The organism is Acetatifactor muris, assembly GCF_024623325.1.
Lineage (GTDB): Bacteria > Bacillota > Clostridia > Lachnospirales > Lachnospiraceae > Acetatifactor > Acetatifactor muris.
Map to the genome: position 1 here is coordinate 34450 of NZ_JANJZD010000015.1, position 25685 is coordinate 60134.

General features: G+C 44.3%; 34 protein-coding genes, 2 pseudogenes and 1 riboswitch. Of the genes and pseudogenes, 13 read left to right on the top strand and 23 right to left on the bottom strand.

Annotated elements, in window-relative coordinates:
- The 5 genes from NSB25_RS15025 to NSB25_RS15045 are packed head-to-tail and all read right to left on the bottom strand — an operon-like array spanning nucleotide 1 to nucleotide 2743.
- Entirely contained in the window at nucleotides 1–657 is a 657-nt protein-coding gene (locus tag NSB25_RS15025) for an HAD family hydrolase (protein ID WP_103240393.1), read from the bottom strand.
- Nucleotides 647–1288, bottom strand: coding sequence for a thiamine phosphate synthase (gene thiE, locus NSB25_RS15030; RefSeq protein ID WP_103240392.1), 642 nt, complete (start codon nucleotides 1286–1288; stop codon nucleotides 647–649). The genes NSB25_RS15025 and thiE overlap by 11 nt, the downstream gene beginning before the upstream one ends.
- Nucleotides 1285–2106 carry a bifunctional hydroxymethylpyrimidine kinase/phosphomethylpyrimidine kinase gene (gene thiD, locus NSB25_RS15035; protein WP_103240391.1) on the bottom strand — a complete coding sequence of 274 codons (822 nt, stop codon included), beginning with the start codon at nucleotides 2104–2106 and terminating at the stop codon, nucleotides 1285–1287. Before thiD ends, thiE begins: the two co-directional genes overlap by 4 nt.
- A gap of 17 nt (nucleotides 2107–2123) precedes the next feature.
- Entirely contained in the window at nucleotides 2124–2492 is a 369-nt protein-coding gene (locus NSB25_RS15040; protein WP_242982464.1) for a thiamine diphosphokinase, read from the bottom strand.
- Between the two features lie 2 nt (nucleotides 2493–2494).
- Nucleotides 2495–2743 (bottom strand): motility associated factor glycosyltransferase family protein, encoded by a 249-nt coding sequence (locus tag NSB25_RS15045; RefSeq protein WP_103240389.1) that lies wholly within the window; start codon nucleotides 2741–2743, stop codon nucleotides 2495–2497.
- Between the two features lie 86 nt (nucleotides 2744–2829).
- Nucleotides 2830–2927, bottom strand: a riboswitch (TPP riboswitch).
- Between the two features lie 479 nt (nucleotides 2928–3406).
- Between NSB25_RS15045 and NSB25_RS15050 the strand changes: the two genes are divergently transcribed.
- On the top strand, nucleotides 3407–4114 hold the full coding sequence (locus NSB25_RS15050) for a hypothetical protein (protein ID WP_103240388.1): 708 nt from the start codon (nucleotides 3407–3409) through the stop codon (nucleotides 4112–4114).
- A gap of 76 nt (nucleotides 4115–4190) precedes the next feature.
- On the opposite strand, the gene NSB25_RS15055 is transcribed toward NSB25_RS15050, so the two are convergent.
- The 6 genes from NSB25_RS15055 to NSB25_RS15080 all read right to left on the bottom strand — a co-directional run bounded on the left by NSB25_RS15055 (nucleotide 4191) and on the right by NSB25_RS15080 (nucleotide 8544).
- Complete coding sequence (locus NSB25_RS15055; protein ID WP_242982463.1) at nucleotides 4191–4784, bottom strand: hypothetical protein; 594 nt, start codon at nucleotides 4782–4784, stop codon at nucleotides 4191–4193.
- Between the two features lie 58 nt (nucleotides 4785–4842).
- Nucleotides 4843–5646, bottom strand: a complete 804-nt coding sequence (locus tag NSB25_RS15060; protein ID WP_306817623.1) for a cysteine hydrolase family protein — start codon at nucleotides 5644–5646, stop codon at nucleotides 4843–4845.
- Nucleotides 5647–5714: 68 nt separating this feature from the next.
- Nucleotides 5715–6062: a hypothetical protein gene (locus tag NSB25_RS15065; RefSeq protein WP_257479271.1), complete on the bottom strand. Its 348-nt coding sequence runs from the start codon at nucleotides 6060–6062 to the stop codon at nucleotides 5715–5717.
- Between the two features lie 4 nt (nucleotides 6063–6066).
- Nucleotides 6067–6906, bottom strand: coding sequence for an SIR2 family NAD-dependent protein deacylase (locus NSB25_RS15070; RefSeq protein ID WP_103240387.1), 840 nt, complete (start codon nucleotides 6904–6906; stop codon nucleotides 6067–6069).
- Nucleotides 6903–7643: an SIR2 family NAD-dependent protein deacylase gene (locus NSB25_RS15075; protein ID WP_207656165.1), complete on the bottom strand. Its 741-nt coding sequence runs from the start codon at nucleotides 7641–7643 to the stop codon at nucleotides 6903–6905. Before NSB25_RS15075 ends, NSB25_RS15070 begins: the two co-directional genes overlap by 4 nt.
- A 34-nt stretch (nucleotides 7644–7677) precedes the next feature.
- Nucleotides 7678–8544 (bottom strand): SIR2 family NAD-dependent protein deacylase, encoded by an 867-nt coding sequence (locus NSB25_RS15080; protein WP_103240386.1) that lies wholly within the window; start codon nucleotides 8542–8544, stop codon nucleotides 7678–7680.
- A gap of 149 nt (nucleotides 8545–8693) precedes the next feature.
- Between NSB25_RS15080 and NSB25_RS15085 the strand changes: the two genes are divergently transcribed.
- A complete protein-coding gene (locus tag NSB25_RS15085) occupies nucleotides 8694–9128 on the top strand; it encodes an Rrf2 family transcriptional regulator (protein WP_103240385.1) in 435 nt (144 codons plus the stop codon).
- A 216-nt stretch (nucleotides 9129–9344) separates the two neighbouring features.
- On the opposite strand, the gene feoB is transcribed toward NSB25_RS15085, so the two are convergent.
- From feoB to NSB25_RS15105, 4 genes are all read right to left on the bottom strand, one after another.
- Complete coding sequence (gene feoB, locus NSB25_RS15090) at nucleotides 9345–11726, bottom strand: ferrous iron transport protein B (RefSeq protein WP_103240384.1); 2382 nt, start codon at nucleotides 11724–11726, stop codon at nucleotides 9345–9347.
- An 18-nt stretch (nucleotides 11727–11744) separates the two neighbouring features.
- Nucleotides 11745–12065: an ArsR/SmtB family transcription factor gene (locus NSB25_RS15095; RefSeq protein WP_103240383.1), complete on the bottom strand. Its 321-nt coding sequence runs from the start codon at nucleotides 12063–12065 to the stop codon at nucleotides 11745–11747.
- A gap of 16 nt (nucleotides 12066–12081) precedes the next feature.
- On the bottom strand, nucleotides 12082–14007 hold the full coding sequence (locus tag NSB25_RS15100) for a heavy metal translocating P-type ATPase (RefSeq protein WP_103240437.1): 1926 nt from the start codon (nucleotides 14005–14007) through the stop codon (nucleotides 12082–12084).
- Between the two features lie 205 nt (nucleotides 14008–14212).
- Nucleotides 14213–14431, bottom strand: coding sequence for a cation transporter (locus NSB25_RS15105; RefSeq protein WP_016222172.1), 219 nt, complete (start codon nucleotides 14429–14431; stop codon nucleotides 14213–14215).
- A gap of 176 nt (nucleotides 14432–14607) precedes the next feature.
- Between NSB25_RS15105 and NSB25_RS15110 the strand changes: the two genes are divergently transcribed.
- Both NSB25_RS15110 and NSB25_RS15115 read left to right on the top strand, forming a co-directional pair.
- Nucleotides 14608–14976 (top strand): ArsR/SmtB family transcription factor, encoded by a 369-nt coding sequence (locus NSB25_RS15110; protein ID WP_103240382.1) that lies wholly within the window; start codon nucleotides 14608–14610, stop codon nucleotides 14974–14976.
- Nucleotides 14977–15238: 262 nt separating this feature from the next.
- On the top strand, nucleotides 15239–15898 hold the full coding sequence (locus NSB25_RS15115; protein WP_242982462.1) for a helix-turn-helix transcriptional regulator: 660 nt from the start codon (nucleotides 15239–15241) through the stop codon (nucleotides 15896–15898).
- A gap of 37 nt (nucleotides 15899–15935) precedes the next feature.
- Here the strand turns inward: NSB25_RS15115 and NSB25_RS15120 are convergent, their stop codons facing one another.
- The 5 genes and pseudogenes from NSB25_RS15120 to mobP3 form a co-directional block, all read right to left on the bottom strand.
- On the bottom strand, nucleotides 15936–16223 hold the full coding sequence (locus NSB25_RS15120) for an ATP-binding protein (protein WP_103240380.1): 288 nt from the start codon (nucleotides 16221–16223) through the stop codon (nucleotides 15936–15938).
- Between the two features lie 142 nt (nucleotides 16224–16365).
- Nucleotides 16366–16848: an ATP-binding protein gene (locus NSB25_RS15125; RefSeq protein ID WP_207656164.1), complete on the bottom strand. Its 483-nt coding sequence runs from the start codon at nucleotides 16846–16848 to the stop codon at nucleotides 16366–16368.
- Between the two features lie 571 nt (nucleotides 16849–17419).
- Nucleotides 17420–17674 carry a helix-turn-helix domain-containing protein gene (locus NSB25_RS15130; RefSeq protein ID WP_103240379.1) on the bottom strand — a complete coding sequence of 85 codons (255 nt, stop codon included), beginning with the start codon at nucleotides 17672–17674 and terminating at the stop codon, nucleotides 17420–17422.
- A gap of 13 nt (nucleotides 17675–17687) precedes the next feature.
- Nucleotides 17688–19138 (bottom strand): annotated as a pseudogene (locus NSB25_RS15135) (type IV secretory system conjugative DNA transfer family protein); the annotation flags it as partial.
- A gap of 6 nt (nucleotides 19139–19144) precedes the next feature.
- Nucleotides 19145–19678 (bottom strand): MobP3 family relaxase, encoded by a 534-nt coding sequence (mobP3, locus tag NSB25_RS15140; RefSeq protein WP_172455146.1) that lies wholly within the window; start codon nucleotides 19676–19678, stop codon nucleotides 19145–19147.
- A 278-nt stretch (nucleotides 19679–19956) separates the two neighbouring features.
- On the opposite strand from mobP3, the gene NSB25_RS29695 reads away from it, so the two are divergent.
- Nucleotides 19957–20169, top strand: a complete 213-nt coding sequence (locus NSB25_RS29695) for a PBECR4 domain-containing protein (RefSeq protein ID WP_257479272.1) — start codon at nucleotides 19957–19959, stop codon at nucleotides 20167–20169.
- Nucleotides 20153–20455 carry a PBECR4 domain-containing protein gene (locus tag NSB25_RS29700; protein WP_334304972.1) on the top strand — a complete coding sequence of 101 codons (303 nt, stop codon included), beginning with the start codon at nucleotides 20153–20155 and terminating at the stop codon, nucleotides 20453–20455. Before NSB25_RS29695 ends, NSB25_RS29700 begins: the two co-directional genes overlap by 17 nt.
- Before the next feature lie 76 nt (nucleotides 20456–20531).
- Here the strand turns inward: NSB25_RS29700 and NSB25_RS15155 are convergent, their stop codons facing one another.
- Both NSB25_RS15155 and NSB25_RS15160 read right to left on the bottom strand, forming a co-directional pair.
- Entirely contained in the window at nucleotides 20532–20816 is a 285-nt protein-coding gene (locus NSB25_RS15155; RefSeq protein ID WP_103240436.1) for a hypothetical protein, read from the bottom strand.
- A gap of 90 nt (nucleotides 20817–20906) precedes the next feature.
- Entirely contained in the window at nucleotides 20907–21203 is a 297-nt protein-coding gene (locus tag NSB25_RS15160; protein ID WP_330406131.1) for a hypothetical protein, read from the bottom strand.
- A 57-nt stretch (nucleotides 21204–21260) separates the two neighbouring features.
- Between NSB25_RS15160 and NSB25_RS15165 the strand changes: the two are divergent.
- From NSB25_RS15165 to NSB25_RS15190, 7 genes and pseudogenes are all read left to right on the top strand, one after another.
- Nucleotides 21261–21914 (top strand): annotated as a pseudogene (locus NSB25_RS15165) (recombinase family protein); the annotation flags it as partial.
- Nucleotides 21915–22013: 99 nt separating this feature from the next.
- Nucleotides 22014–22166, top strand: coding sequence for a MobA/MobL family protein (locus tag NSB25_RS15170; protein ID WP_242982461.1), 153 nt, complete (start codon nucleotides 22014–22016; stop codon nucleotides 22164–22166).
- 42 nt (nucleotides 22167–22208) lie between these two features.
- The gene (locus NSB25_RS15175; protein WP_242982460.1) at nucleotides 22209–22901 is read left to right on the top strand and encodes a nitroreductase family protein; all 693 of its coding nucleotides are present in this window, start codon (nucleotides 22209–22211) and stop codon (nucleotides 22899–22901) included.
- A 143-nt stretch (nucleotides 22902–23044) separates the two neighbouring features.
- Entirely contained in the window at nucleotides 23045–23194 is a 150-nt protein-coding gene (locus NSB25_RS29255) for a hypothetical protein (protein ID WP_306817624.1), read from the top strand.
- Nucleotides 23195–23223: 29 nt separating this feature from the next.
- Nucleotides 23224–23850 (top strand): hypothetical protein, encoded by a 627-nt coding sequence (locus NSB25_RS15180; protein ID WP_306817625.1) that lies wholly within the window; start codon nucleotides 23224–23226, stop codon nucleotides 23848–23850.
- Between the two features lie 95 nt (nucleotides 23851–23945).
- Nucleotides 23946–24146 (top strand): transposon-encoded TnpW family protein, encoded by a 201-nt coding sequence (locus tag NSB25_RS15185; protein WP_103240378.1) that lies wholly within the window; start codon nucleotides 23946–23948, stop codon nucleotides 24144–24146.
- A 46-nt stretch (nucleotides 24147–24192) separates the two neighbouring features.
- Entirely contained in the window at nucleotides 24193–24417 is a 225-nt protein-coding gene (locus NSB25_RS15190; RefSeq protein ID WP_172455145.1) for a transposase, read from the top strand.
- 294 nt (nucleotides 24418–24711) lie between these two features.
- On the opposite strand, the gene tsf is transcribed toward NSB25_RS15190, so the two are convergent.
- Entirely contained in the window at nucleotides 24712–25650 is a 939-nt protein-coding gene (gene tsf, locus NSB25_RS15195) for a translation elongation factor Ts (protein WP_103240377.1), read from the bottom strand.
- Nucleotides 25651–25685 lie beyond the last annotated feature (35 nt).

The window sequence follows — 25685 nt, forward strand, 5'->3', positions numbered from 1 at the left end:
TTACACTTCCTTACATGGAAAAGGAGCCTGTTTGAAATTAAGAATATAACTATCTGCAATTTCTTCAATCTCTGTCTGATTATGGGCAGAATATTTATCATATACACCACAGGCAATCATATTTGCCAGTTTTGCGCTTTTAATCGCTGGAAGCACATCATCAAACACAATGCAGCGTTCGGGAACAACACGCAATCTTTTTGCTGCAAGTTCAAACACGTCGGGACATTCCTTACCATGCCGTACTTCGTCAGTAGAGCAAAGAACATCAAATAAATGTAAAATAGAATTATTTTTTAGACAAGGTATAAATAATTCTTTTGGAAGTCCTGTTGCAACAGCTAACTTTATGCCACGGGATTTTAACTGTAAAAGATAATCCATAGCATAGGACTGAATTTTAACATTGTTTGTGTATTCATATGCTGCCATAACATTCCATTCTTTAATAATATCATCTATTGTTTCGGAAAGTCCAAACAGTTCAATCGTATACTGTGCAGCTTCTTCAAAGCTGCGGGCGCAAATTTCTACTACATAATCAGTCGGAACAGGTAATCCCCGTTTCTGTAAAAACTTTATATCTATTTGTTCCCAAACATTCATAGAGTTTAGGAGTGTACCGTCCAGATCGAAAATTGCTGCTTCAAAGGTCATGTTCCAACACCTCCTTGTAAAACATACTTTTCATTTCCGCAGCCGCTTTCTGTATATCGGGTTGAGCTATAATGGCGGAAACAACCGCCAATCCATTAATTCCCGTATTGTGAAACAGCTTTATATTACTTTTGTTGATACCGCCGATTGCTATAATAGGGAGATTAACAGCATGACGGATTTTTTTTAATTCTTCTATTGATACATAGTTTGCGTCTGTCTTTGTCCCGGTGGGAAACATGGCTCCAACGCCCAAATAGTCCGCTCCGTCGTTTGCTGCCTGTACTGCTTCTTTTACAGAAGCAGCGGAAACACCAAGCAACATATCCGTACCAATCAAATCACGGACAATAGCAGCAGGAATATCACTTTGCCCAATATGTACACCGTCTGCATTAACCGCCATTGCAATATCAATACGGTCATTGATAATAAAAGGAACATGGTATTGCTCGGTTACTTTTTTAACTTCTACGGATTGTCTATAAAAATCCAAAGATGATATATTTTTTTCCCGAAGCTGTATCATAGTGCAGCCCCCAAGTATAGCTTGTTCAACCGCTTCAATTAAGGTAGCGGTACTCATAAGGCTGCGGTCTGTTACAAGGTACAACGTATAGTCGTATTTCATTTCGTATTACCTGTTCTTTCTTCCGACAGCCCATATTTATAGAGATTATAAAAATGGTTTGTCGGACCACACCCATTTCCAATAGCAAGAGAATGTTCAATTGCCATTGTGACATAAGCCTTAGCTTGTGCAACTGCGTCCTGTATACTCATTGCCTTAGCAAGATTAGAAGCGATTGCGGAAGAAAAAGTACAGCCTGTCCCGTGGGTATTTTTCGTGTCAATACGGGTAGTTTCAAAATGATAAACCCTATCTCCGTCAAATAGAATGTCAATAGCATTTCCTATATGATGACCACCCTTGACAATAACTGCTTTACAGCCCATAGCATATATTTTTTTGGCAGCAACTTCCATGTTAGCAATAGTAGAGATTTGCATATCTGCAATTTTCTCCGCTTCTGGAATATTTGGTGTCAGCACATCAGCAAGTGGGATAATTGTTTCAATCAGCGTATCAACCGCAGACGGTTCCATAAGTGGACAACCGTTTTTGGCGTACATAACAGGGTCTACTACAACATTTTGAGGGCTGTATTTCAGTAATTTTTCGGCAACTGCTTTCATGCACTCCGGTGTTGAGAGCATACCAATTTTTACTGCGTCTACTTCAATATCTTCAAATACAGCGTCAATCTGTTTTCCAATCATGTCCGAGGTAACATCTTGAATATCAATGACCCGGCTTGTATTTTCGGCAACTACCGAAACAATAACACTCATTCCAAAAACGCCATGTGCAGAAAATGTTTTTAAGTCTGCTTGAACACCAGCGCCGCCACTGCAATCAGACCCAGCGATAGACAATACTTTTTTCATAGTCTATATTTCTCCTTTTATTTTCTCGGAAAGACAATAAGTAATATGCCATTATCAACGGATATGCTGCTTTCTTTACCGATAAACTCATTACTAACCCCAATAGGAAATGTATTTGTCAAAACGGCTTTATCCAATTCATATTTTAATCCCTGTAAACAGACACCCTCTGCTTTCGAGGAATATGAAAAGACTGAAACATAGCCGGATTGTATGCTATCAAAGGTGATTTTCCGATTTGTGATAGCCGTAATAATGCTTTCATTATCAACTAAAAATCCTTGCTTGCCATTTTCTGAAAGAAAGGACAACGCTTGCAGATTTGCAATCGTATGATCTATGCGCCCGCCAGTTCCGCAGTAAAGGTAAAAATCTGAATAGCCCACATTTATTCCCTCACGGATAGCGGCAAGCATATCTGTATCGTTTTTTCTGTACTCAAAGAAATTACATTAGGGTGTTGTGGTACAGCGTTTAATGTATCAAAGTCACCAATTACAAGGTCTGTATTTATTTCAGCCTGTTCCAAATAACGCAATTTTGCGTCAGCCGCAATTACAAAATCGTCAGTCGTAGGAACAAAATCTATTCTACAATCCTCACCCGCGCCAACTATATAGCAAATGCCATTCTTCATATTCCTTTTCTCCGATATACCATATTTCAAATATTTTCATTAGTACAAAAAAAGACACTTCCATACAGGAAATGTCCTAAACATACATACCGTATCATTTAGCTCCCTGCGTTGGTATTAGCCAACAGGTTCAAAGGGTCAGGTTTTACCTTCTCAACTACATATAGTCCCCCTGCTTTTGCTAATTATATTCGGAACATATTAAAAAGTCAATACTTACTGGAAATAGAAACCATTTAATCATTAGCAGAAAATCTAAAAGTGATTAGGAACCTTACATAATAAGGCGATAACTTTTCCCTTGTGCTGCAAAAAAGAACCGGGACGCGGCAGCTTTTCAGTAGCCACCGCAAAACCTAACGCCAGCCGCCGAAGTAGTGCAGACGGTTTTACCGTTAGAATGAAGCGGACGAAAGCGGGGCCGGATTGTCAAATCCTGTTCCCCGTTTTCGGCGGCGAAATGGTAACGGCAAAAATTCAGACGGTCAAGGGTTTAAGAGTGGAATTTTTTCACGCACTTTGCGAAAAAATACGACTCGTCCCTTGACGGTCTGGATAGTCGGAACGGACAGTAGAACGGGGATTGCTTTTCGTAATTGGGCATGGTATAGTTTTCTTCAGTACAAACCGATAAATCGAAATTTGAAAGAGAGGGATTTACCCATGAAAATAAGATGTATATGGGAACACAATGGCAATGACAGCATCCTGTATGCGGAAAACTTTATTGGAGCTTTTACAAGAGGTTCATCCAAAGATTTAGCAATCCAGAAAATGCCTGTTGAGATTAAATCTTATTTGATGTGGAAAGGCAGCTTAATTCCTGACTCCTTTGAAATAGAAATCGTTCAAGAAAAACAATCCAACTTAACTATTTCTGATGCTGATTCAGATGTCCTTTTTGATGAAGAAAGAAAAGAATTGAGTTCGTTTGAATATGCCGATTTGAAAGCACTTGCCTTGAAATCTGCACAAGATTTCTTGACATTATATCAGTCAATACCAGATAAAGATAAAAGCCGTGTTCCAGTTAGAACAACTTTTTATGGACAGATTCCCCGTACAGCATTTGAAATGTATTTGCACACAAAGAATGTCAATGACTATTACTTTGGAGAAATTGGCGTTTCTACAAATAACGAGGGAAGTATTCTGGAATGTAGGGAACGCGGATTTGCAGTATTAGAGAGCCAGCCGGATTTCTTGAAAAATGCAGTTTGCCTTGGAAGCTATAATGAAGAGTGGTCATTAAGAAAAGTATTGAGACGTTTTATTTGGCATGACCGAATCCATGCAAAGGCTATGTATCGAATGGCAGTAAAGACCTTTGGTTCTCATGCTGTGCCAAATGTATTTTTGTTCGACATATAACTTCCGGTTTATCGGTCTAATAAAACTCCAAAACAGAGCGGCGGGGCAGATATTGGCTATCCCGCCGCCCTGTCCGTTATCGTTCCATATCCTGCTTTCTGTGGGGTTGCTGTTCCCTCTGTTCCTGCCGCAAGATACTGTAAACGCTCTTTCTGATTTTCTCCGCTTCTTTCACTTCCTCTTTCAATGCAAGATACCGCTGATTGAGTTTTTTCCTCTCGGCGGTCAGCTTGGTGTATTCTTCTTTCCATGTCTTTGTCGGGATTGTGGTCTTGCCGTTCATCACGCCTTTGAGATAATCTTTCGCCGTTGTGAATAAGATTTGCTCGGCTTCGGTCAGCGGCTTCTTTCCCTTGCACTTGAAATAAATGTCGGCTTGCTCTAAGTGCTTTTTCAGAGTGGCAAGCCGCCGTTCAACGGGTTTCAGCTTGCCTTGAATATCCAGTTGTTCCCCTATCATGGACTTGAATTTTTCATCAAGCCCCGCCATATCACAGATGCCGTTGGCTTGCAGGAAATTCAGCATATTTGCCGCGTCTTTGAGGTTATACAACGATTGGGAATATCCCGATTTTCCCGCCTGTGCCTTGCGTGACAAAATGCCTTGAATGTAGTCGGCAAGGGTGAGCGGCTCTGTGTTCTCGCTTTCTTCCTTTAACCAGTTTTGCATTTTGGAGATACGCGCCTTTAACTGCCGTAACTTCTGGTTAGTCACTTCGATTTCGCGGTTAAGGTCGCCGCGCTCGGTGCGGATGCCCGGCAGTGCCTGTCCCGCCGTATAGCTGACATTGAGCTGCTGCGCAGCGAGTTGTCTGTATGGGAAGCAGAGCGTAATACAACAGCAGCAAAGGTTGAATATGGCAGCTCTCCATCGTCTGCAATGCCGCCATATGTTTTTCCGGTGTAATTCCTGCACAGCAGGATGCATCCACATAAATCGGCACTTCTGGCATATATGCCTTTAATAAGAGAGCGTTGGAAACCACGCATACATCTGTACAAAGCCCAATCAGTTCAATTTCCTTTATGGACTGCTCTTTGTGGATTTCCCTCAAATCCTCCGCAAGTCGCTGCGATGCGAATGTTGACTTATAATATACTGCTCCGTTTCGTTCCACCTGCACCTTTGCCAGCTCCTGTACTAACTGCCATCCTTTTGTGCCAGCTACACAATGCTTTATCGGCAACAGCTTTCCTTCCTGAGTAGAAAGATAATCTTCTGTATGGGTATCCATTGAAAAAAACACATGACCGGGATATTCTCTGGCTTTTTTTGCAGCAGCATTTACCATGTATTCCGCCTCTTTCGTTCCAAGCGCCCCTGTAATAAAATCATTCTGCATATCTACAACAATTAAATAGCGGTCAGGACTGTCCACAGGTTTTATCCTCTGCATCTGGCCGATTAAATTCTTTGCAAAAGCCATTAGTCCTTTTGCTTCCTCTGTCCGTAAATATTTCATATCCAGTCCATTAGCGGCCAGACGGAATCTGTCCAGTGCATCCGCATCCTTGAAAATCTCATACAGCAATAATCCATGCTCCAAATTTTTATCTGTGATTGCTTTTTTTCCAGCTTCATCGGAACAGTCATGATACGCTATGACGGCATACGTTCTCCTATCGTACTCGAAACCATGATTTTTACAGTAGTCGGCATACGCATCCGCTGCCCTCTGCCCATGCCCAACATCCAGCCAGTCATCCAGCCTTCTGGAATCATGGAACGCAGCAGCAGCCCCAACGCATCCTTATCCTTTTCTGACAGTCCCTGACGCTGTGCGATTATCAGTGAATAGAGCATTACACGCCTGCAATGTGCGCCTGTGTGCTTTTCACTGTCCTCCAATGTAAACGTAACCTGATTTTCCAGAATATCATTCCACTTATCAAATACAGGTTTTATCCGTTTCCATTCCGGTAATCCCTCCATCCATTTTTCCTGCATAGCCCTACCCCACTTTCACAATTTCACGCAACGCCGCTGCAATATCCTGATCCACACCAATGGACTTTCCCTGTATCCCGTCAGGAATGTAAATCTCACCTTTGTTGAAAGTAATATACTTTGCATGAGGTTCTGCTGCCGTAAGCTGCATAAATGGCATTTTTATCATCTGATTGCGCCAGCCAACACCAAACTCTAAAATGACAAGTTTTTTTCCACGCATACGATTTACAAATCCCTGATAGCGGGCAGCTTTTTCCTGCCAGTTCTTTTTCCCCTGAAAAGAGGAGTACTCCCCATAATTTACTTCCATACTCCCGCCGCATTTTGGGCATCTGGGCAAAAGTCTTTCCGGCACTCTGCCATCTGTTTCCGCCTCTGCCATGCGAAGAACTGCCTCCCTGTCTGGATAGACTTCATCACAGCAGCCCTTTGTGCAACGCATTTCTGTCAGCTTGCCTTCCATTTCAAATACACGTTCTTCCTCGAAACCTGCCGGGATAAAGTGATCCTCCCCATTGGACGTAACAACAAAATAATCCTTTTCTTTTACAAGTTCATACATATCCTTCATAATCTGCGTCGGTTCATCCTGTAAACACTTTTCTTTGATGATCCGGCTGAAATATGCCCATCTTTCTTCCTCGGAAGAATAGGAAACAGCCATCCCCTGCAAAATACAGTAAATACCATATTTTTCTCTGAAATCACCCATTCTTTCACGAAACCACGCATCATCCGCAAATAAATGATACCCCTCTGCTATGGATAATCCGTTGCTGGCTCCGATCAACACCCCGTCCGCTTCACTGATGATTTGCTTTATTTTCTGATATATATTCACTTTCCTGTCCCTGCCTTTCCTTTCATAATCTGTTTTAAATCCCGTAAGGTTTTCGATAAATCACCATCTATATACAGGCTTTTGTTTTTCAAATGCTCCGGGGAAGAAGAATCTTCCTGATTCATACAGACATAAAAAGCACCTTTATTTTTATATGCCATTTCCCAAAAGGGCAATTTAATAATACCGGGCGTCATTTCTCCTACCCCTAATTCCAGCAGCAAAACGCTTTTTGCCTTTTCTTTTGTCAGACATTGTTTCAGAAAAGATTCGTAGCGTATTACACCATCTTTCCAGTCCCGCCCCTCCAGAAACGTATCATCTCTTACCCACGGAACCATGATCCGTCCACATTCCCGGCATCTTGGAAGCAGTTCCGAAGGTATCCTCATTCCCAGCATATTTTCACACATCTCCCGGATGAGGTTCTCATTCGGATAAATCCGGTCATGGCAGGGCTGACTGCATTGAAAATAGCCCACATTCCCCTGATAACTGCAAATAGAATTTTGGGGAAATACCCGTTCAAACTGCATATCCACATTGGTTGTTAATACAAATACTTCTTTTCCCCTTACAATCTCCGCCAAGTCATAATAGGTCTGCCCCGTTGGAGCATCCCACAGGCTTTGTATATAGCGTGCGTAAAAAGCCCACTGTTGTTCTGGTGAAGAATAGCAATAATAAAATCCTGCAAAGGGAGATTGAAAGCCATATGCTTCTTTAAAATCCTGCAACTGTCCTTCCAGATAAGGCATCCAATGGTAGTGATTATAGCCTGCTGCCCGCTGTTTTTTCAACTGCTCTTTGCAGAACCACCGCAATATCCTCTTTTATCGCAGTTCCTTTTCCTTCTAACTCATCTGGAAGCAGTGCATCTTTTGGGTTGATCGTAATGTAATAGGCTTGCGGCAGGGAGTATGTCATATTCCAAAAGGGCTGCTGAATGAACATGGGTGTCATGCGCCCCACCCCAAGTTCCAGAAAAAGTATTTTTTTATGTTTATTTTCCATCAGAAAATGATTCCACTTTTCATATTCCTCTTTATATTTTCTGCCTTGCAGAAACGTGTAGCCCCGAACCCACGGCTCCAGTTCCCTTCCACATTTCGGACAGTGCGGAATCAATTCTGTAGGAATCCGGCAGTCCTTTATATTTGCATACATCTCCTCAATCATACTTTTACTTTCAAACAGCTCGTCATGACAGGGACGCACACACTGAAGCCATCTGAAATCTCCCTGAATGGTACTGACTCTTTCTTCCGGAAAGCGTCTGCTAAATAAGGTGTCCTGATTGGTTGTCACCACAAAATAATTCTTTCCTTTCAGAAGTTCAAACAGATTTTCATAGGCAGGGCCGTCCGGAAGCTCCAGATTTGCATGGATGGAGGTCGCCAGAAATGCCCAGCGTTCTTCACTGGTCGGGTATGGGTAATAATATCCGTTAAAGCTCCCCTGAAATCCGTACTTTTTTTCAAATTCCCCAAAATATTTCTTAAAATGTTTATCGCTGTGATACGCCATATCATAGCCTGTGGCAACGGACATCCCCGCAGCCGCCCCTACACAGACGGCATCTGCTCTCTCAATCTGTTCAAGTAGGATATCTGCTTTTCTATCATACTCTCGATTCATGTTGGCTTTCTTTTCCTTTCTGCTCTTTTTATTGACTTTCGTTTTATTTACTGTTATTATATAAATAACAGCTTGTTTTTAGTATAGCACCAGACGCATGACAAGTCAAGTGGCTGTTATAATTAAATTTACAGTAAAGGAGTTTTCCCATGAAATATTCTACGAAGTTAAGTGACGCTGTGCATATCATGGCTTTTATTGCAATCCATCAGGAGTATGACCTAAGCAGCGCTGTAATCGCTGACAGTATACAGACAAATCCGGCCTTTGTCCGGCAGATCATGATGAAATTGAAAAAGGCAGGATTGATGTCCAGCGTAAACGGCCATGCAAAGCCTTCCCTGGCAAAACCCGCAGAGGAGATTACGCTTTTGGATATTTATAAGGCTGTTGAGGGAAATAAACCACTTCTTCATCTGGACACCCACACCAATCCGGAATGCGGGGTAGGGATCAACATCCAACTGGCTCTGCAGGAGTACTATAACGAAATACAGAAAGGAACCGAAACCCATATGTCTGGTATTTCTTTACAGGATATTATCGGGTTGTACCGAAAAAAAGCAGGCCAGACAGATTGCTGATACAAAAGGCATATGGAAATACCTCCGAATGAACGTATACAAGAGGTATTTCCATTTATCCATTTATTTTTTATCTGTACAATGAACACCACATCCAACGCAATTTCCATTACATCCGTTTATCCCTTTTTTCCGGAAATAAGCAATGGATAATATCAACAGGCCGGCTACAATGCAAAGTACCACAATACTTGACAAATTCATCATCAAATCCTCCTATACAAGCCCGACAGCAACCCCCATACTATGTACGACAAATGCCACAATCCATGCGATTGCGCATTGAATGATTACAGTTCCAGCAGCAGCCTTAACCCCGCCCATTTCCCGTTTCACGGTCGCAACCGCCGCAACACATGGCGTATAAAGCAAAGTAAATACGAGAAATACAAAAGCAGTAAAAGGAGTGAACAGCGTTCCAAGCAAAGATACATCCCCGCCCAATAAAACCGTCAGCGTAGATACAACGCTTTCTTTGGCAGTAAATCCGGTAATCAGTGCGGTAGAAACTCTCCAATCCCCAAAGCCAAGCGGTGCAAATAAAGGAGCAAACATCCCACCCAATAATGCCAGCAAACTTTCCTCCGCAGAAGCCGCCACATTCAGCCTCATATCAAAAGTCTGTAAAAACCAAATAACAAGGGAAGCCACAAAAATAATGGTAAATGCCTTTTTCGCAAACCCTTTTGCCTTTTCTATGATAAGCTGCCACACACTTTTTGCAGACGGAAACCGATAGTTCGGAAGTTCCATCACAAAAGGAACAGGTGAGCCTTTATATTTTGTTCCTTTTAAAAGCAGTGCATATAAGATACCGCATACAATCCCCAACGCATACAGTCCAACCATAATAAGCGCCTGATACTTTCTCGGAAAAAACGCACTAATCATCAGAGTGTAAATCGGCAGCTTTGCGGTACAGCTCATAAACGGAACCAACAGAATCGTCATTTTATGATCCCGTTCACTGGATAGTGTTCTGGTTGCCATAATCGCAGGAACCGAACAGCCAAATCCAATCAGCATAGGCACAATGCTTCTCCCTGAAAGACCAATCTTGCGGAGCAGCCTGTCCATAACAAAAGCCACTCTTGCGATATATCCGGTATCCTCCAAAATGGAGAGGAAGAAAAACATAGTCACAATCGTTGGCAGTAAACTAAGTACACTTCCCACACCGCTGCAAACACCGTCAATCACAAGGGAGTGAACTACCGGATTCACCTGCGCCTTTCTAAGCAGCCCATCAAGCAGGGCAATCACCGTATCAATTCCCATACCCATCAGATCGGACAATGCCGCACCAATAAAGCTGAATGTCATAACAAAAACAAGTGCCATAATCCCGATAAAACAGGGAATCGCTGTATACTTTCCCGTTAAAATCCGGTCTATCGCCATACTTCGTTTATGTTCCCTGCTTTCATGGGGGCGGACTACTGTTTTTGCACACAAAGCCTCAATAAACGAAAATCTCATGTTTGCAAGCGCAGCTTCCCGGTCAAGCCCCGTTTCCGTTTCCAAAACAGATACCAGATGTTCAAATATGTCAGCTTTTTCAGATGAAATGGAAAGTTTCTCTTTCATCAGGCGGTCATTTTCCACCATCTTTGTAGCTGCAAAGCGCACCGGCATCCCTTTTTTCTTTGCCTCCGGCTCCAATATATGTACTGCCGCATGAATACACCGGTGTACTGCACCTACGGGATCATGTTCATCACTGCTTGCCGGACAGAAATCAACCCTGCCGGGACTTTCCCTATGCCTTGCCACATGGATTGCATGGTCAATCAGTTCCGAAGTACCCTCATTTTTTGCCGCAGAAATCGGCACTACCGGAATGCCAAGAATTTCTTCCAGTTCATTTACCCGGACAGAACCGCCGTTTGCCCGGACTTCATCCATCATATTGAGCGCCAGCACCATCGGAATCCCTAACTCCATAAGCTGCATGGTAAGGTAAAGGTTCCTCTCCATGTTGGTAGCGTCAACAATATTGATGATTCCGTCCGGGTGCGTATCCATCAGAAAATCTCTTGTTACAATTTCTTCACTGGAATAAGGGGAAAGGGAGTAAATCCCCGGTAAATCCGTTACAACTGCTTCTGAATGCTTGCGGATTGTACCGTCTTTACGGTCAACCGTCACACCGGGAAAGTTCCCCACATGCTGATTCGCTCCCGTAAGCTGGTTAAATAAAGTAGTTTTCCCGCAATTCTGATTTCCCACCAGTGCGAAAGTAATCTTTGCCCCTTCCGGTATCTCATTTGCCGCATCATGGACATGGTAGCTTTTTGCCCTGCCAAGTTCACCGACTCCCGGATGCTCTATTGCCGCTGCCCTTTGTGTGCCATGCGTTTTTTCCGCTTTGGCATGAACCTTTTCCACTGTGATTTTTTGCGCTTCATCAAGCCGTAAAGTCAATTCATAACCTCTTAACTCAATCTGCACCGGATCACCCATCGGCGCAATTTTTTGAAGCGTAACCTCCGTTTTCGGGGTAAGTCCCATATCCAGTAAATGATGCCTGAGTGCGCCTGTTCCGCCTACGGAACGGATATAGGCGCTCTGCTTTGGTTTTAATTCATCCATTGTCATTTTATCGTCACCTCGTTTTCACCGCCTGCAAATATGTTCCGTCCCTTTTTCAAGAATCATCTGCACATGTTCGTCCACTAAAGTATAAAATATCATTTTTCCGTCCCTGCGGCGCCTTACCAGTTTATTTGATTTCAGCAAGTTCAACTGGTGCGATACCGCAGACTGGGTCATTCCAAGCCGTTCTGCCAGGTCACTGACATTTGCATCCTGCTCCATTAAAAGAAGCAGGATGCGAATACGGGTAGGGTTCCCCAGCACCTTAAAAAATTCTGTTAAAATGTACAGATCGCTTTCTTTCAACCCGACATAACATTGACTGTCCTGATATTCCGCCAAAGGACCCCCTCCTTTCTTACAGCTTTTTCACAAACAGACAACGGATTGCATTCAGCACCGCAAGAATCATAACGCCCACATCTGCGAAAATCGCCAGATACATATTTGCAATTCCCACAGCCCCTAATGCAAGGCAGGCGAATTTCACAACAAGCGCCATTGTAATATTCTGATAAACAATCCGCAGACATTTTCTTGAAATCTTGATTGCTTTTGCAATCTTAATCGGATCATCATCCATCAACACAATATCTGCCGCTTCGATTGCCGCATCGGAACCCATTGCCCCCATAGCGATACCAATATCCGCTCTGGAAAGAACCGGGGCGTCATTGATACCGTCACCCACAAATGCCAGCTTTGCCTTGCCCAGTTTCACCCGCAAAAGTTCTTCCACTTTTTCAACCTTATCTGCTGGCAGAAGTTCGCTGTAAACCTCGTCAATCCCAAGAGAGGAAGCAACCTGATTTGCCACTTTCTTTGCATCGCCCGTCAGCATGACGCATCTTTCAACGCCTGCTTTCTTTAATTCCGCAATCGCCGCTTTAGAATGAGGTTTGATAATATCGGAAATCACAATATGCCCTGCATATTTTCCGTTGATTGCCATGTGGATAATTGTTCCGGTCTGGTGACAGTCCTGATACGGAATGTTCAGGTGTTTCATCAGTTTATCGTTCCCGGCCGCAACCTCCATACCGTCTACTTTTGCAGTCACACCGTTTCCGCTGATTTCCTGTATATCTGATACACGGCTTCTGTCAATTTCTTTCCCATATGCCCGCTGCAAGCTCTTGCTGATGGGGTGGGAAGAAGCGCTTTCTGCAAAAGCAGCATACTCCAGCAGTTTCTCGTTCTCAATGGTAGAATGGTGAATCCCGTTTACTTCAAAAACACCTTTTGTCATAGTTCCGGTTTTGTCAAAAACAACATACTTGGTCTGAGAGAGGATTTCCAGATAGTTAGAACCTTTTACCAACACGCCCTCCTTGCTTGCTCCGCCGATTCCCGCAAAGAAACTTAAAGGAATACTGATTACAAGCGCACAAGGGCAGCTAATGACAAGGAATGTCAACGCCCGGTAAATCCATACTCCCCAATCTGCTGACAGTCCCATAAAAAGCATACGGACAACAGGAGGAAGGAATGCCAACACTAACGCTGCATAGCAGACAGCCGGGGTATAGATTCTTGCAAACTTCGAGATAAAATCCTCTGATTTGGATTTGCAGGAACTTGCATTTTCCACCAAATCCAAAATCTTTGAAACAGTGGATTCCCCAAACTCTTTTGTTGTCTGTATCTTCAACACACCGGTCATACTGATACATCCGCTGATTACTTCATCACCGACCTTTGCCTCCCTGGGCAGGCTTTCCCCGGTTAATGCGCTGGTATTCAGGCTGGAAGCGCCCTCAACTACATTGCCGTCAATCGGCACTTTTTCTCCCGGCTGTACAACAATCACGCTGCCAATTCCTACTTCATCCGGGTCTACCTGCTCTAACTTTCCATTACTCTCTACATTCGCATAATCGGGCCGGATATCCATCAGGTTACTGATATTGCGGCGGCTCTTACCAACCGCATAGCCCTGGAACCACTCGCCAATCTGATAAAACAGCATAACGGCAATGGCTTCCAGATACTCGCCATTCTCATAAATAGCCAGCGCCATTGCCCCAATCGTAGCCACTGCCATGAGAAAACTCTCGTCAAATACCTGACGGTTTTTAATGCCCTTTGCAGCTTTCTTCAGAATGTCATATCCGATAATCAGATAATCAATCAGATAGCACGCAAAACGAAGCCATCTTCCTGCGGAGGGGAATAAATACCCATCAACTGTATCAAACATCTCTGCGGAAATAAACTGGAGTGCCAGTAAGATTCCGGCGCTGATTAAAATCCGAACCATCATAACCCTTTGCTTTTTTGTCATACCGTCTTTACGGCTGCCAACAAAAATAAGAAGTGCCGCAGCCATTATAATAACGACCGTAAGCAGTATACTTATCACTAATTCCTGCATAGTAAAAACTCCTTTCAAAATATGCTTAATCATTTAATTATTACTGGTGAAAATGACACCCCTAAATTGCAGTGGTGCATTTTAAGGGTGTCATTCCGTCACTGGCAGCTGCCGCTTAAAGGAAAATCTCGCAGTCCGGCTCCACTTTCTTGCAGGCATCCAGCACGTTCTTCATAACGTCTTTCGGCTCCTGGCCCTCGTCGAATTCCACGATCATCTTCTGCGTCATAAAATTGACCGTTGCGCTCTGAACACCGGCAGTCTTGCGGGCTGCATCCTCCATCAGATTTGCACAGTTGGCACAGTCTACTTCAATCTTGTAAGTTTTCTTCATTGTAAAGTCCTCCTCGTTATTTTTTAAATTCAGTGATTAAGCACTTGTTTAATCATCATGGTTGCAGTATAATACACATGAAAGCAATCGTCAATAACTCTTGTGCATTCCCTCCCAAATAGGCGAAAAGTATTTCCATTTAGGCGAAATACAAGTGAAAAAGAAAGGAAAACAATATGGACAATATGAAATTACCACACCAACATGGAGAAGGACAGCAGACCGTACTTATCCAAAAGCAATTAGACCATGTAGATTATTTCCAAACCGTAGCGGAAGTTTTCAAACAACTTGGCGACACCACCAGAATCCGCATTTTCTGGCTTCTCTGCCATCAGGAGGAATGTGTTCTTAATATTTCAGACATGCTCCATATGTCAAGCCCGGCAGTGTCACATCATCTCAGACCATTGAAAAACAGCGGTCTGATTGTTTGCCGACGTGAAGGAAAAGAAGTATATTATCGAGCCGCAGATACGGAACAAGGCCGACTGCTGCATCAGATGATTGAACAGGTTATGGAAATCACCTGTCCTGAATTGTGAGGGCCACTCTATGAATGATGAACTGATACGAATAAAAAATGATATGGAGAGTTTTCAGCAAAAGCCTGCAAGCACAGCTATTCCGCTTTATCCTGGTATAGAATTATGCTATCTGACATTTTCGTCTGATTCTTTTTCCGTACACCATAAAGCTATGCCACACATCATTCAAATCAACTATTGCAAAGCCGGACAGATTATGTGGGAGATGAAAAACGGAAACCGCATTTATCTGAATCCGGGAGATTTCTCCCTGCATACCATGAAAGCCTGTACGGATTCTATACTTACCTTTCCAAACGGTATATACCAGGGGCTTTCCATCTATATTGATTTACAGGAAGTTTCTGTTCATTCGCCTGAACTGTTAAAAGGCAGTAATATCTTTGAAACTATATTACCAGAAAAATTTTGCAGGAATGACTCTCCTGTTTTTCTTGCAGGAAATGAACAGACAGAAAGTATTTTTTCTGCATTTTTCAACCAACCAGAAGAATTGAAACTGTCTTATCAGAAAATAAAGACTATGGAACTGCTTCTTTATCTTGGCAAAACAGAACTTACCTCCAGCCAGCGGTTATCCGAATATAAAACTGAGCAGATTCGCATTATCCGGGAAATCCACGACCAACTGACCCAGCATATGGAGCAGCGAATCACGATAGAAGAACTATCCAGAAAATATCTGATCAACCCAACCACTTTAAAAACCGCTTTCAAGTCCATTTACGGAACCTCGATTGCCGCCCACATCAAAGAACACCGCATGGAACAGGCTGCCAAAATGCTGCGGGAATCTGAGATGAGTATTGCAGAAATTGCAAAAGCCGTTGGTTATGACAGCCAAAGCAGGTTTACCACAGCATTTAAGACATTTTTTCATTCTTTGCCAAAAGAATATCGAAAACACCATACGGAATAGAAGGGGAAGGGGAAATATGTTCTTTCCCCTTCCCCTTCTATTGTTTTCCTTCCAAAAACACGGCAAGCCTGATAATAGCTGAATAACCGTTTGAAAGTTCCCTTCCCTTAAGTCCTGAAGCAGAAATGCTTTTTTCCGCAGGCATTTCACATATAAGATCTGCCCCCTCATAAGCATTCTCCCGCATCCATTCCCGGTTTTCTTCATCAACTTTATTAAATACCAGATAAACCGGTTTGCCAATACTCTGCCCCAGTTCCGAAACCTTCTCTGTCAGTGCCAAAGATTCATAGGAGGGTTCCACCACCATAAGAATCAGATCCACGCCATTATCAATTCCCCGTCCAAAATGCTCAATACCGGCCTTAAGTATAAATTCCTGCTTCGCAAGATTGTAGGCAATCCCTAACCTTGTACTTATACTAACCGGGTCAGCCTGCTGATATTTCTCAATACATCTGCCATCCTTATGCCTCCATCTGTTTTATGATCTCTTTTACTTCCTGTACCAGTTTTTCGCTGCAGTCATAAGGAGAGACCCCCATACGGTCTGCTTTTATAATATCCGGATTATAATGAATGAAGCCAAGAAAATCCTCATCCGGTATCCTTTCCCGGATAAATATTTCATCCTGTTCATCTCTTACCTTGCTGGCGACTACTCTTACCTGACGCACTCCCAGGTCATGGGCCAGCCGCTTCACATTCCGATAAGTCTGAATACTTCTGGAGCCGGGTTCGATCACTACGATAAACTGATCCATACCAGAGGTTGTCCCGCGAGCCAGATGTTCCAGTCCAGCCTCCATATCAAGAATCACCACGTCCTCCCGATGCAGCACCAGATTACTGATTATCCGCTTTAATATTACATTTTCAGGGCATACACAACCGTTGCCGGCCGTATCTACTGTTCCCAGAAGCAAAAGCCTGACACCATGATACAGCATTCCGTATTGATCCGGAATGTCACTGACTTTGGGATTGGCACATAAAAAGTATTGTCTTTGTCCGCTCCCGTTCGTTCCTCAATCATTTTTCTCATTTTGGAAATCGGAATAATGGCGACCACTCTGACACAGCAGAAAGCAATCGAACACATTTAGTCCATGTCCTATGAGGACATCCGGCTGCTGATCGGATTTATTGAGAGAATGAAGACAGGCGGAAAATAACAGATGGTATCGGAAATAATGGTACTGCCTGTTTTTTGATCCCACCTTCTTCCTCTCCTTTCTATCCGCCACCCTGATCTTTCAATCGCTGCCTGCTGCTTCCTTCTACACACTTCCTACTCCTCTTCTTCTCTTTTTCCCGTAAATCCAGGAACTGGTCCTTTGTTTTTTTCTCTGCTATAAGTCTTTGCTAAAGTGGGACCTTCTGGCCGGTCCACCATGAACCCTTCCTGAGTTCACCTTTGAAATCTGGCCACTGCACCGCATACGCCCTGGTATAACAGCTTCCTGCAGATGCATGGCAGTCAAAAAAGACAGACTCTCCCCCTGGCGGGATCTCACAATCTTACAGAAGGGTATAAAGATTGGACGTATAGCTGCCGTTCTCCCGGTACCGGTATTCCTTCCTCAGATACCCTGCACTGGCCAGATCATTCAAGGCACGTTTTATGGTGCTGCGGGACATCCCCAGTTCCCTGGCCATGGTAGGAATGGCAGGCCAGCAGCTTTTGTCCCGGTCCGCCCGGTCATACAGATACATATAGACTGTGATCGCCCGATGGGGCAGGCCGGATGAATAAATCGTTTGAAAGTATTCCATATCTCCTCCTTCTTCAGTCTGTCCGCAGCGGCGGCCTGGAGCCGGGTCTGTGGGGCTGTAACGGGACGGTATGCTCCGTTACCTGGCCCTGTCCCATACCGCCGCCTACAGGCAGTCCTGGCGGCACAGGTGGTTCTTCAAACCCTTCCATGTCATCATCCATCTGCCTGCGCAGGATTTCCTGCTCCAGCGTCAGCCGGTCCGCATAAGAAACAATTCTTGCCCCATATTGCTCCGCCACGTATCCCTCTTCAAATTCTATCCCCATTTAAAAAACAGCCGCAGCTCCGTCCGCATGGGATGGCATCCGGTCTTGGCCAGGATAAAATGCCCTTTCGGCAGAGATTTCAACTCATCCGGAGTCATAAGGGGACGCTGAATCATCTGCAGGCTCTGGCTGGGATCATTCTTTCCCCTGCTGATGGAGCCGGACAGCACTGTTTTATTTCCCAGGGCCTTTGACAGAACTTCCGTGCTCTCCGAGTTCGGTGCAAACCCTCCGAACAGGATGTCCTGGCAGTTGTCGATGATGATCTCACTGCCCTCTTTCCCATAGTTCTTCTGCAGCTGGGCAAAGGACTGGATGATGGGCACCATGCTGATACGGCGGGAGCGTCCTGCGGAGAACAGCATTTCCAGGGATTCAATCTTGGGGATAGTCCCGATCTCATCCCCAAAGATCACGACCCGGTTGGGAAGCTTCCCGCCATGCTCATCTGCAATAGACAGCATCTCCCGGTAAATCTGCTGTAAAAACAGGCTGACCATAAAGTATTTCGTGTTATCTTCCTCCGGCAGCACAATAAAAATCGCTGACTTTGAATTACCAAAAGTTTCCGTATCCATGGAGCCGTCAAAACACAGAATCTGTTCCATCTCTGAATCCAGGAATGCGTTCAGTCTGGACACGGCCGTGGAAAGCACAGACGCCATGGCCTGGTCTGCGGTATTTAAGGCTGCCCCGGCAAACCATCTGGCCTTATGCTCCGGGGGAAGCTTCTGCATCAGCAGCTGGAACTGATTCTTTCCTTTCACCGGAGAGGGTGCCAGCAGATCCTGGATGAGCTTGAACACACTGACAATGTGGCGCTGCTCCTTTGGACAGTATTCTGCAATCAGCAAAAGCACACTGGTCAGGAGCCCCTCAGCTGCATCATAGAAAAATGCGTTCTGCCCGTAACTGGAGGAATCTGCCCCGGAGCTGATGATGGTCTTGGCTGTAATCTTGGCATACTTTTCTGCTTTGGCCTTGTATGCCAGGTTCTCCGGATCCTCCAGCCACAGATCCATGTATTTGTTCACCATCCCCAGGATATTGTCCCCGTCAGAGCGTATGGGGTTTCTAAGATCCAGGATGGATATTTTGTAGCCATAGTATTTTTCTGCAATCCCCGCATAGTTCTGAAACAGATCCCCTTTGGTATCCGTACATAGGAAGCTCATGCCGCTGGCGCAGGCATCTTCATGTTCTTACAGAGTATAGCATTTGAAACGCAGGAGTGTCATCCACTCTCTGGCAGAATCATATCCAAGCCTCGCGGCATCCTCCCGGCGCAGGCTGACCACATGGGTCCAGACAGGGCCCTTGTGTTCTGACACTTCTTTCTGCACCTCTGCAAGGATCACCGGCTTTCCTGCATCTGTAAACAGGCCATGCTCACCGAGCCGTTCCACGCGGGGACGGTTCGCCAGGTAATTCACATAGTTTTCTTTCATCGCCGCCATGTCCAGGTTCCGCTCCAGTGCCTGGGTGATGAACTCTGAGGCATTGCCGATGGTGGAATGTTGGCGGTAGTCCTCATATTCAAGCATGTCTTTGGACTCCGGCATATCTTTGATGAGCTGCCGGATCAGCTCCTTCTGTGCAGGAGTAACTGGAAGATTCTTTTTGCTCTCGTCCGCCTTCTCCACACCTTCATGGGTACTGATGTAGCGCACATAGTTCTGCAGGTGTTCTGGCGGAGCGTCACGGATGTAGCGGCTGGTGAAGATCAGTTTTGCCATATATATCTCTCCTGGAAATAAAATCAGAGAGCATAGCACTCTCCGAACTGATGACTGATTTTTGAATTTTCATTGACATATTTCCTGTAAATCCATATAATAATAGTATCAGACAGGCAACAGCGTGTGTCTGTCCAAGCGATGAAGCATAACAGCGTACCGGATAGCCTTGTTATGCGGAGCTTTCGAGAGGGGTTGTGCAGCGAAACCTCAAGCCGGAGTAGGCATAAGCCGAAAGAAAATGCTCAGAGATCATCATTGGACGAAAGGGAAAATCCGTGGATCTTACTGTCAGCTTTCAGGCTGTAGAATTTCATCACCTTATGGGACTACATAAGCTGCACGATCTGCGTCTTTCCAGAGCCAACCGGGAAAAAGTATTTTCACAGATCCTTTCCGGCCAGATCACTTTGGATGATGTAAAAGAGCCGTTATTTCTGCAGTATCCAGAAACGGCTGGATCCTTTTCAAAGGATCGAAGAGCTATTTGATAAAAATGACCTGATCTTCCGCTATAACCGAAAGCTTCAGGCTTTTTCTCTTATCGAGGCTGAATATCTGCTTTCTACACCACATGAGCATACCGATGTGTATATCTTCCTCGACAAAAAAGGCGAAGCAGGTAATTTTTTCTGCCGTTCCTTTTTTCCAAAAGAGGAGAAAGATTACACAAAAGGCCAGGCAGTATACACCCTTTTGAAAAAAGAAAAGATAAACACCAACACCGGGACTCTACAAATCCAATATGATCGTCTCTCTCCCAAAAGCAAATCATAACCCTGCACAAACAGTTACAGAGCAGCCTGCCGGCCACTCTGTACTTTTTCTTTCTTTGTAAAAATCCGAAAAATATCTACAGCACTCCCAGCTTCTTCAGCAGCGCTACGCAGTCCTTCGCTCTCTGCTCATACAGATACAGGCAGTCATGGTCCGCCGCCAGCAGGATCTCCTCCACATAATCCGTGATGGCCTTCTTCACATCTTCCGGCAGGTCTTTTATCTTCTCCTGCATCTCTTTGCTCAGCCTGGCCGCCTTTTCCTGCAGCTCCTGGTCCTCCGGCGAATGCCCATTGCGCTCACGCACTGCTGTCTCCGTCATCTCCCGGATCACCATCTCATAAATCTCTTCTCTATCCATTTCCATTTCACTCCTTTTTCCAACCAACATAAATAAAACCGCCCTGACAGTCCATATGCAAAGTCAATAAAATTATTTCCTTTTAGTTTTTTAGTTTTCACGTTTCTGATATTTGTATGCGTCACCCAGCTCCACCGCACCATTGAGACGCTTCACTTCCTCCACGCACTTTGCATGGAGCTTTCGGAATGTACTTTCATCGATCCGGCTTTCCGAATGGCAGGCGATCATATGCGCCAGCATGGACAGCTCCACTGCGATCTTAGAATCCATCCGGGCCAGGCGGTTCTCCGTATCCTGCACCGTACTGGTCAGGACGGAAGACAAGGACTGCAGCAGGTAGTCTTCGGCCTTCCCGGAATTCAGATAGCCGCAGTAGAACTTCATTTGCATTCTTTCTACTGAAAAATTTAATAGGCTGTTGCAAAAGTAGATGTATAATCGCTACTGGAGCAATTGCGAAGGGCGAATGTAAGACTGATTGCGGTCAACGAGGGAGTTGATACAGGTTCGGGATTTGATGATGATTTCCTCCCGTTCCGAGATGTAATCAATGAATACTATGCAAAGGACATCAGCAAGAAAATCAAGTCTACGTTTAAGGCAAAGGGCGAAAGCGGAAAGCACGTTGCGAGCAGTCCGCCGTATGGCTATCTGAAAGACAGTGAGGACAAAAAACAATGGATAATTGATGAAGTGGCAGCGCCCATTATCAGACGGATATTCCGAATGACTTTGGAGGGTTACGGTCCGTATCAGATTGCGACACAATTCACAGCGGAGCATATCCCCATTCCTGCCTGCCACCAAGCGCAGTTGGGCGTTGGATTGTGGCAGAATAGGGAGATTAAATATCCCTACAAATGGACGAGTTCCACCATAGCGCATATCTTACAGAAACATGAATATTTAGGGCATACGGTAAATTTCAAGACACGCAAACATTTCAAGGATAAAAAGAGCCATTATGTAGATAAAGACCAGTGGTTAATCTTTGAGGACACCCATGCGCCGATTATCGACCAAGAAACCTTTGACAACGTACAGCGCATCAGAGGACAGGTAAGGCGGTATCCCGACGGTTGGGGCGAAGCGCACCTCCGAGGGAACATGCAAGGCAAATGATGATTGCAAAGAATAAGGCAAAAGGAGATTAGCAAAATTTAATGGAATTGTGTAGGCGTTTGTGGTAAGATAATGACATTGAATGATACAATAAATGCCACCAATGAGCAGTTAGGGATTGCGCTTCATTGGGAACACCGTTCTTTTAAGGAACAGGGAATTGACAGAGAGCCGACTATCCATATCGGGGCGATTGCCAACGCTTTAGAGCGCAAAGGAATATAGACCGAGAGGGGCAATATCAATCGGGAAATCGTCAAGAACAATATGCTGTTGGAACAGGCGAAAGAAATACTCATGCTTGCCAAGCAGGAACTTCACAGCGCACAGTACGCCAAGATTAAGAGTACAGCGGTCAGCCGTGAACAATGCCAGCAAGCTGGCATGGAAGTTATGGAAATGATTGCAAAAGTAAGGGAGCGCAAAGGTAGATTAGACTTGCCGATTGTCAGCGGAAAGCACCTAAGAAAAATATCCGACCATAACCGCAAATCCAATGCAGCTGCATTGGATTCGCAGTCAGCCGACAATGCGGAGAAATTCATCATGACAAGGAAGATAGACAGCTTTGAGAGCCTTGTGAACTTTACAGCGGATAGGGAACAGAAATACAGTCAGCTTGAAACAGTGCATTTGTCAAAGGGGCAAAAACTAAACCGATTAAAGGAACTGTCAAAAATGTATGCCCTCTTTGCGCCAATCCAAGCCACCTATAAGGAGAGCCAGTCACTCAAAGGACTTGCTATAAGTGCTTCCATACAAAATATGCTTCTTGCTGCTACTGAAAAAGGAATAGGCAGCCTTTGGATATGTGATATTTATTTTGCATATTCAGAACTATGTGAATGGCTCAATAGTGACGGACAGCTTATCGCAGCGATTGCGTTTGGCTATCCTAATGAATTTCCTAAAGAAAGACCACGCAAAAAACTTGAAGATATAGTTGAATGGAGAACTTAGACTATCAAACCTTACCGCAATCATAACTGAAAAAGTAACACAGCGTCAGAGCGTATAGAAAATCGAGAAAATTTTACGGAAAATTCAGTTTTCAAAAGGCATTGTCTGATATATAATAAAAGCAGTGGAAGAAGGTGATATTTTTGAATACAACGGAGCAGACACATCAACAGGATTTAGAACGTCTGAAATCACTCCGATATATGGACGATGATTTTATGTCCGTCTGCCTTGCAGATAATTTTGAGGGTGTGGAACTAATACTTCGGATTGTTTTAGGGCGGGGGATATAAAAGTTAAATCGGTCAGGACACAAGAACCATTGAAGAATTTGCAGGGACGTTCGGCTGTTTTAGATGTTCATGCGGTTGACGACGCCGATAAGGAATTTGATGTTGAAATTCAGAGGAAAGACGCAGGAGCAGGCGCAAAGAGGGCAAGACATAACAGTAGCTTGTTGGATGCACACATATTAAAGGCTGGTGATGATACAGAGGATATTCCTGACAGCTATGTTATTTTCATAACAGAAAATGATGTAATGAAAGGAAACCAGCCGATATATCCGGTAGAAAGATATGTCACTATCGGGGAAAACAAAGTATTGTTTGGCGATGGTTCGCATATCATATATGTTAATGGGAAATATAGGGGCAACGATGAGATTGGAAAGCTGATGCACGATTTTTCATGCACTAATCCCGATGATATGAATTATGAAACGCTTGCTAAAAAAGCACGATATTTTAAGCAAGACGAGAAAGGAGTTGCGGCTATGTGTAAAATTATGGAAGATATGAGGAATGAGGCGGAACAAAATAAAGCAAAAAAAACGGCGGTTCATTTAATAAAGTTAGGTAAAATGACATTAGAAGAAATAGCAGAAGCTACGGAATTATCCCTTGATATAGTTAAAGAGTTAGAAAGTCAATCAATGCAGTTAGCGTAATCGGCAAAACAATTTAATATCAAAATAATAGCGTAAAGACGCATGGAACAGTAAAATTGTAAACCATGCGTCTTTTTTGCGTCCAAAGGAGGAACATGAGCGACAACATTCAGACCAACACCACAGGGCGATTAACGCCCTGTTTACAACAGAAGATTGACAAGACAAGGTATTTAGTCGAGGTACATTTTTCGGCTACAAGTACCCAAAGCGTAGAGGACAAGTTAAAGCGTGTCATTCTCCATGATTTAGAGCATGGGAAACAGGGCAGACCAAGAAAACGTGATGAAAAATGATGAATACGTCCTTGACAAGTAGCTACTGGAGCAACGGCTCCGTTTTTTGTATCATAAGCCGGCTTCCCTCTATAAGAAGTATCCTCCGGAGGAAGCAAGACGCATTATCAAAAAACTGGAAATACATTATACCCCAAAGCACGGCAGTTGGCTGGACATCGCCGAAATAGAGCTGAATATAATGACCCGGCAGTGCCTGTCCCGCCGTATAGCTGACATTGAGCTGCTGCGCAGTTCCATCAATCCATATTTTCCACATGATAACTTATAATAATTTAAGGGAAGATACACCATTTTACATTCAAATTTGGAAGATAGTGCTATCCCCCAAACAGAAACACGAAGCAAACTTCTCCCCTTTTACGAAAAGAACGAGGCAAACTTTCACACACCATTTGGGGGATACCCTTTCCCCCAATTCTTCCCCCAAAAATCCCCCAAATCGGCACTCAAAATACGGTAATTTACGATAAGTTATGAGCCTCTCTCGAGAACGCAAAAAACCCCTGAAAATGCCCATTCTATGGGATTTTCAGGGGTTCGTAAATCAATTCTTCTCAGAAGTTTACTGATTCATCTGCGCCGCAACCTCAGCCGCAAAATCCTCCTGCTTCTTCTCAATACCTTCTCCGGTCTCAAAGCGCACGAACCTGCTCACAGAAAGATCTGCGCCATTCTCCTTTGCAACCTGAGCGATGTACTGGGCAACGGTCTGCTTCCCATCCTCTGCCTTTACATACACCTGCTCCAGCAGACACACTTCTTTCAGCTCTTTGTTCAGACGGCCGTTGATGGCGCCCTCGATTACCTTCTCCGGCTTGCCTGCCATCTTGGGATCCTGCTCAATCTGTGCCTTGATGATTTCCTTCTCATGTGCCTTATACTCATCCGATACATCGGCAGTGGCCACATATTTGGGATTCAGCGCAGCAATCTGCATGGCGATATTGGTCATCGCTTCCTTCACAGCCTCGTTCACCACATTTGTCTTCGCTTCCACAATGACACCGATACGTCCGCCGCCGTGTACATAGGTAGCCACAAACCCTTCGGAAGCTTCCACCTTCTCAAATCTTCTGATGCTCAGCTTCTCACCGATAACGGCAATCTTGTCAACCAGTGCTTCCTTCACTGTCTTAGAAGCATCCTCGTTCCAGGCCTCTTCCATGAAAGAATCAATTCCATCTGCGGAAGAATTTACGGCCTGAGTTGCCACTGCTTCCACAAACTGCTGGAATGTCTCGTTCTTCGCCACAAAGTCAGTCTCAGAGTTCACTTCCACAACAGCTGCAACCTTATCTCCGTTGGCGGCAATGCGGCAAAGTCCTTCTGCGGCAATCCTTCCTTCTTTCTTGACAGCCTTGGCCTGTCCGTTCTTTCTCAGAACTTCGATGGCCTCCTCCATATTTCCATTGGTCTCATTCAGAGCCTTTTTACAATCCATCATGCCAGCGCCGGTCTTCTCACGCAGTTCCTTGACCATTGCTGCTGTAATCTCTGCCATTTATATATCCTCCTGAATTCCAGTCTCTTCTTTGT

Bases quoted from the DNA above. Each gene is read 5' to 3' on its own strand.
- NSB25_RS15025 (WP_103240393.1), bottom strand. From the start codon at position 657: ATGACCTTTGAAGCAGCAATTTTCGATCTGGACGGTACACTCCTAAAC.
- thiE (WP_103240392.1), bottom strand. From the start codon at position 1,288: ATGAAATACGACTATACGTTGTACCTTGTAACAGACCGCAGCCTTATG.
- thiD (WP_103240391.1), bottom strand. From the start codon at position 2,106: ATGAAAAAAGTATTGTCTATCGCTGGGTCTGATTGCAGTGGCGGCGCT.
- NSB25_RS15045 (WP_103240389.1), bottom strand. From the start codon at position 2,743: ATGAAGAATGGCATTTGCTATATAGTTGGCGCGGGTGAGGATTGTAGA.
- NSB25_RS15050 (WP_103240388.1), top strand. From the start codon at position 3,407: ATGAAAATAAGATGTATATGGGAACACAATGGCAATGACAGCATCCTG.
- NSB25_RS15055 (WP_242982463.1), bottom strand. From the start codon at position 4,784: ATGCAAAACTGGTTAAAGGAAGAAAGCGAGAACACAGAGCCGCTCACC.
- NSB25_RS15065 (WP_257479271.1), bottom strand. From the start codon at position 6,062: ATGCAGGAAAAATGGATGGAGGGATTACCGGAATGGAAACGGATAAAA.
- NSB25_RS15080 (WP_103240386.1), bottom strand. From the start codon at position 8,544: ATGAATCGAGAGTATGATAGAAAAGCAGATATCCTACTTGAACAGATT.
- NSB25_RS15085 (WP_103240385.1), top strand. From the start codon at position 8,694: ATGAAATATTCTACGAAGTTAAGTGACGCTGTGCATATCATGGCTTTT.
- feoB (WP_103240384.1), bottom strand. From the start codon at position 11,726: ATGACAATGGATGAATTAAAACCAAAGCAGAGCGCCTATATCCGTTCC.
- NSB25_RS15100 (WP_103240437.1), bottom strand. From the start codon at position 14,007: ATGACAAAAAAGCAAAGGGTTATGATGGTTCGGATTTTAATCAGCGCC.
- NSB25_RS15105 (WP_016222172.1), bottom strand. From the start codon at position 14,431: ATGAAGAAAACTTACAAGATTGAAGTAGACTGTGCCAACTGTGCAAAT.
- NSB25_RS15110 (WP_103240382.1), top strand. From the start codon at position 14,608: ATGGACAATATGAAATTACCACACCAACATGGAGAAGGACAGCAGACC.
- NSB25_RS15115 (WP_242982462.1), top strand. From the start codon at position 15,239: ATGAAAGCCTGTACGGATTCTATACTTACCTTTCCAAACGGTATATAC.
- NSB25_RS15125 (WP_207656164.1), bottom strand. From the start codon at position 16,848: ATGCTGTATCATGGTGTCAGGCTTTTGCTTCTGGGAACAGTAGATACG.
- NSB25_RS15130 (WP_103240379.1), bottom strand. From the start codon at position 17,674: ATGGAATACTTTCAAACGATTTATTCATCCGGCCTGCCCCATCGGGCG.
- mobP3 (WP_172455146.1), bottom strand. From the start codon at position 19,678: ATGGCAAAACTGATCTTCACCAGCCGCTACATCCGTGACGCTCCGCCA.
- NSB25_RS15155 (WP_103240436.1), bottom strand. From the start codon at position 20,816: ATGGATAGAGAAGAGATTTATGAGATGGTGATCCGGGAGATGACGGAG.
- NSB25_RS15160 (WP_330406131.1), bottom strand. From the start codon at position 21,203: ATGAAGTTCTACTGCGGCTATCTGAATTCCGGGAAGGCCGAAGACTAC.
- NSB25_RS15170 (WP_242982461.1), top strand. From the start codon at position 22,014: ATGACATTGAATGATACAATAAATGCCACCAATGAGCAGTTAGGGATT.
- NSB25_RS15175 (WP_242982460.1), top strand. From the start codon at position 22,209: ATGCTGTTGGAACAGGCGAAAGAAATACTCATGCTTGCCAAGCAGGAA.
- NSB25_RS15185 (WP_103240378.1), top strand. From the start codon at position 23,946: ATGAGCGACAACATTCAGACCAACACCACAGGGCGATTAACGCCCTGT.
- tsf (WP_103240377.1), bottom strand. From the start codon at position 25,650: ATGGCAGAGATTACAGCAGCAATGGTCAAGGAACTGCGTGAGAAGACC.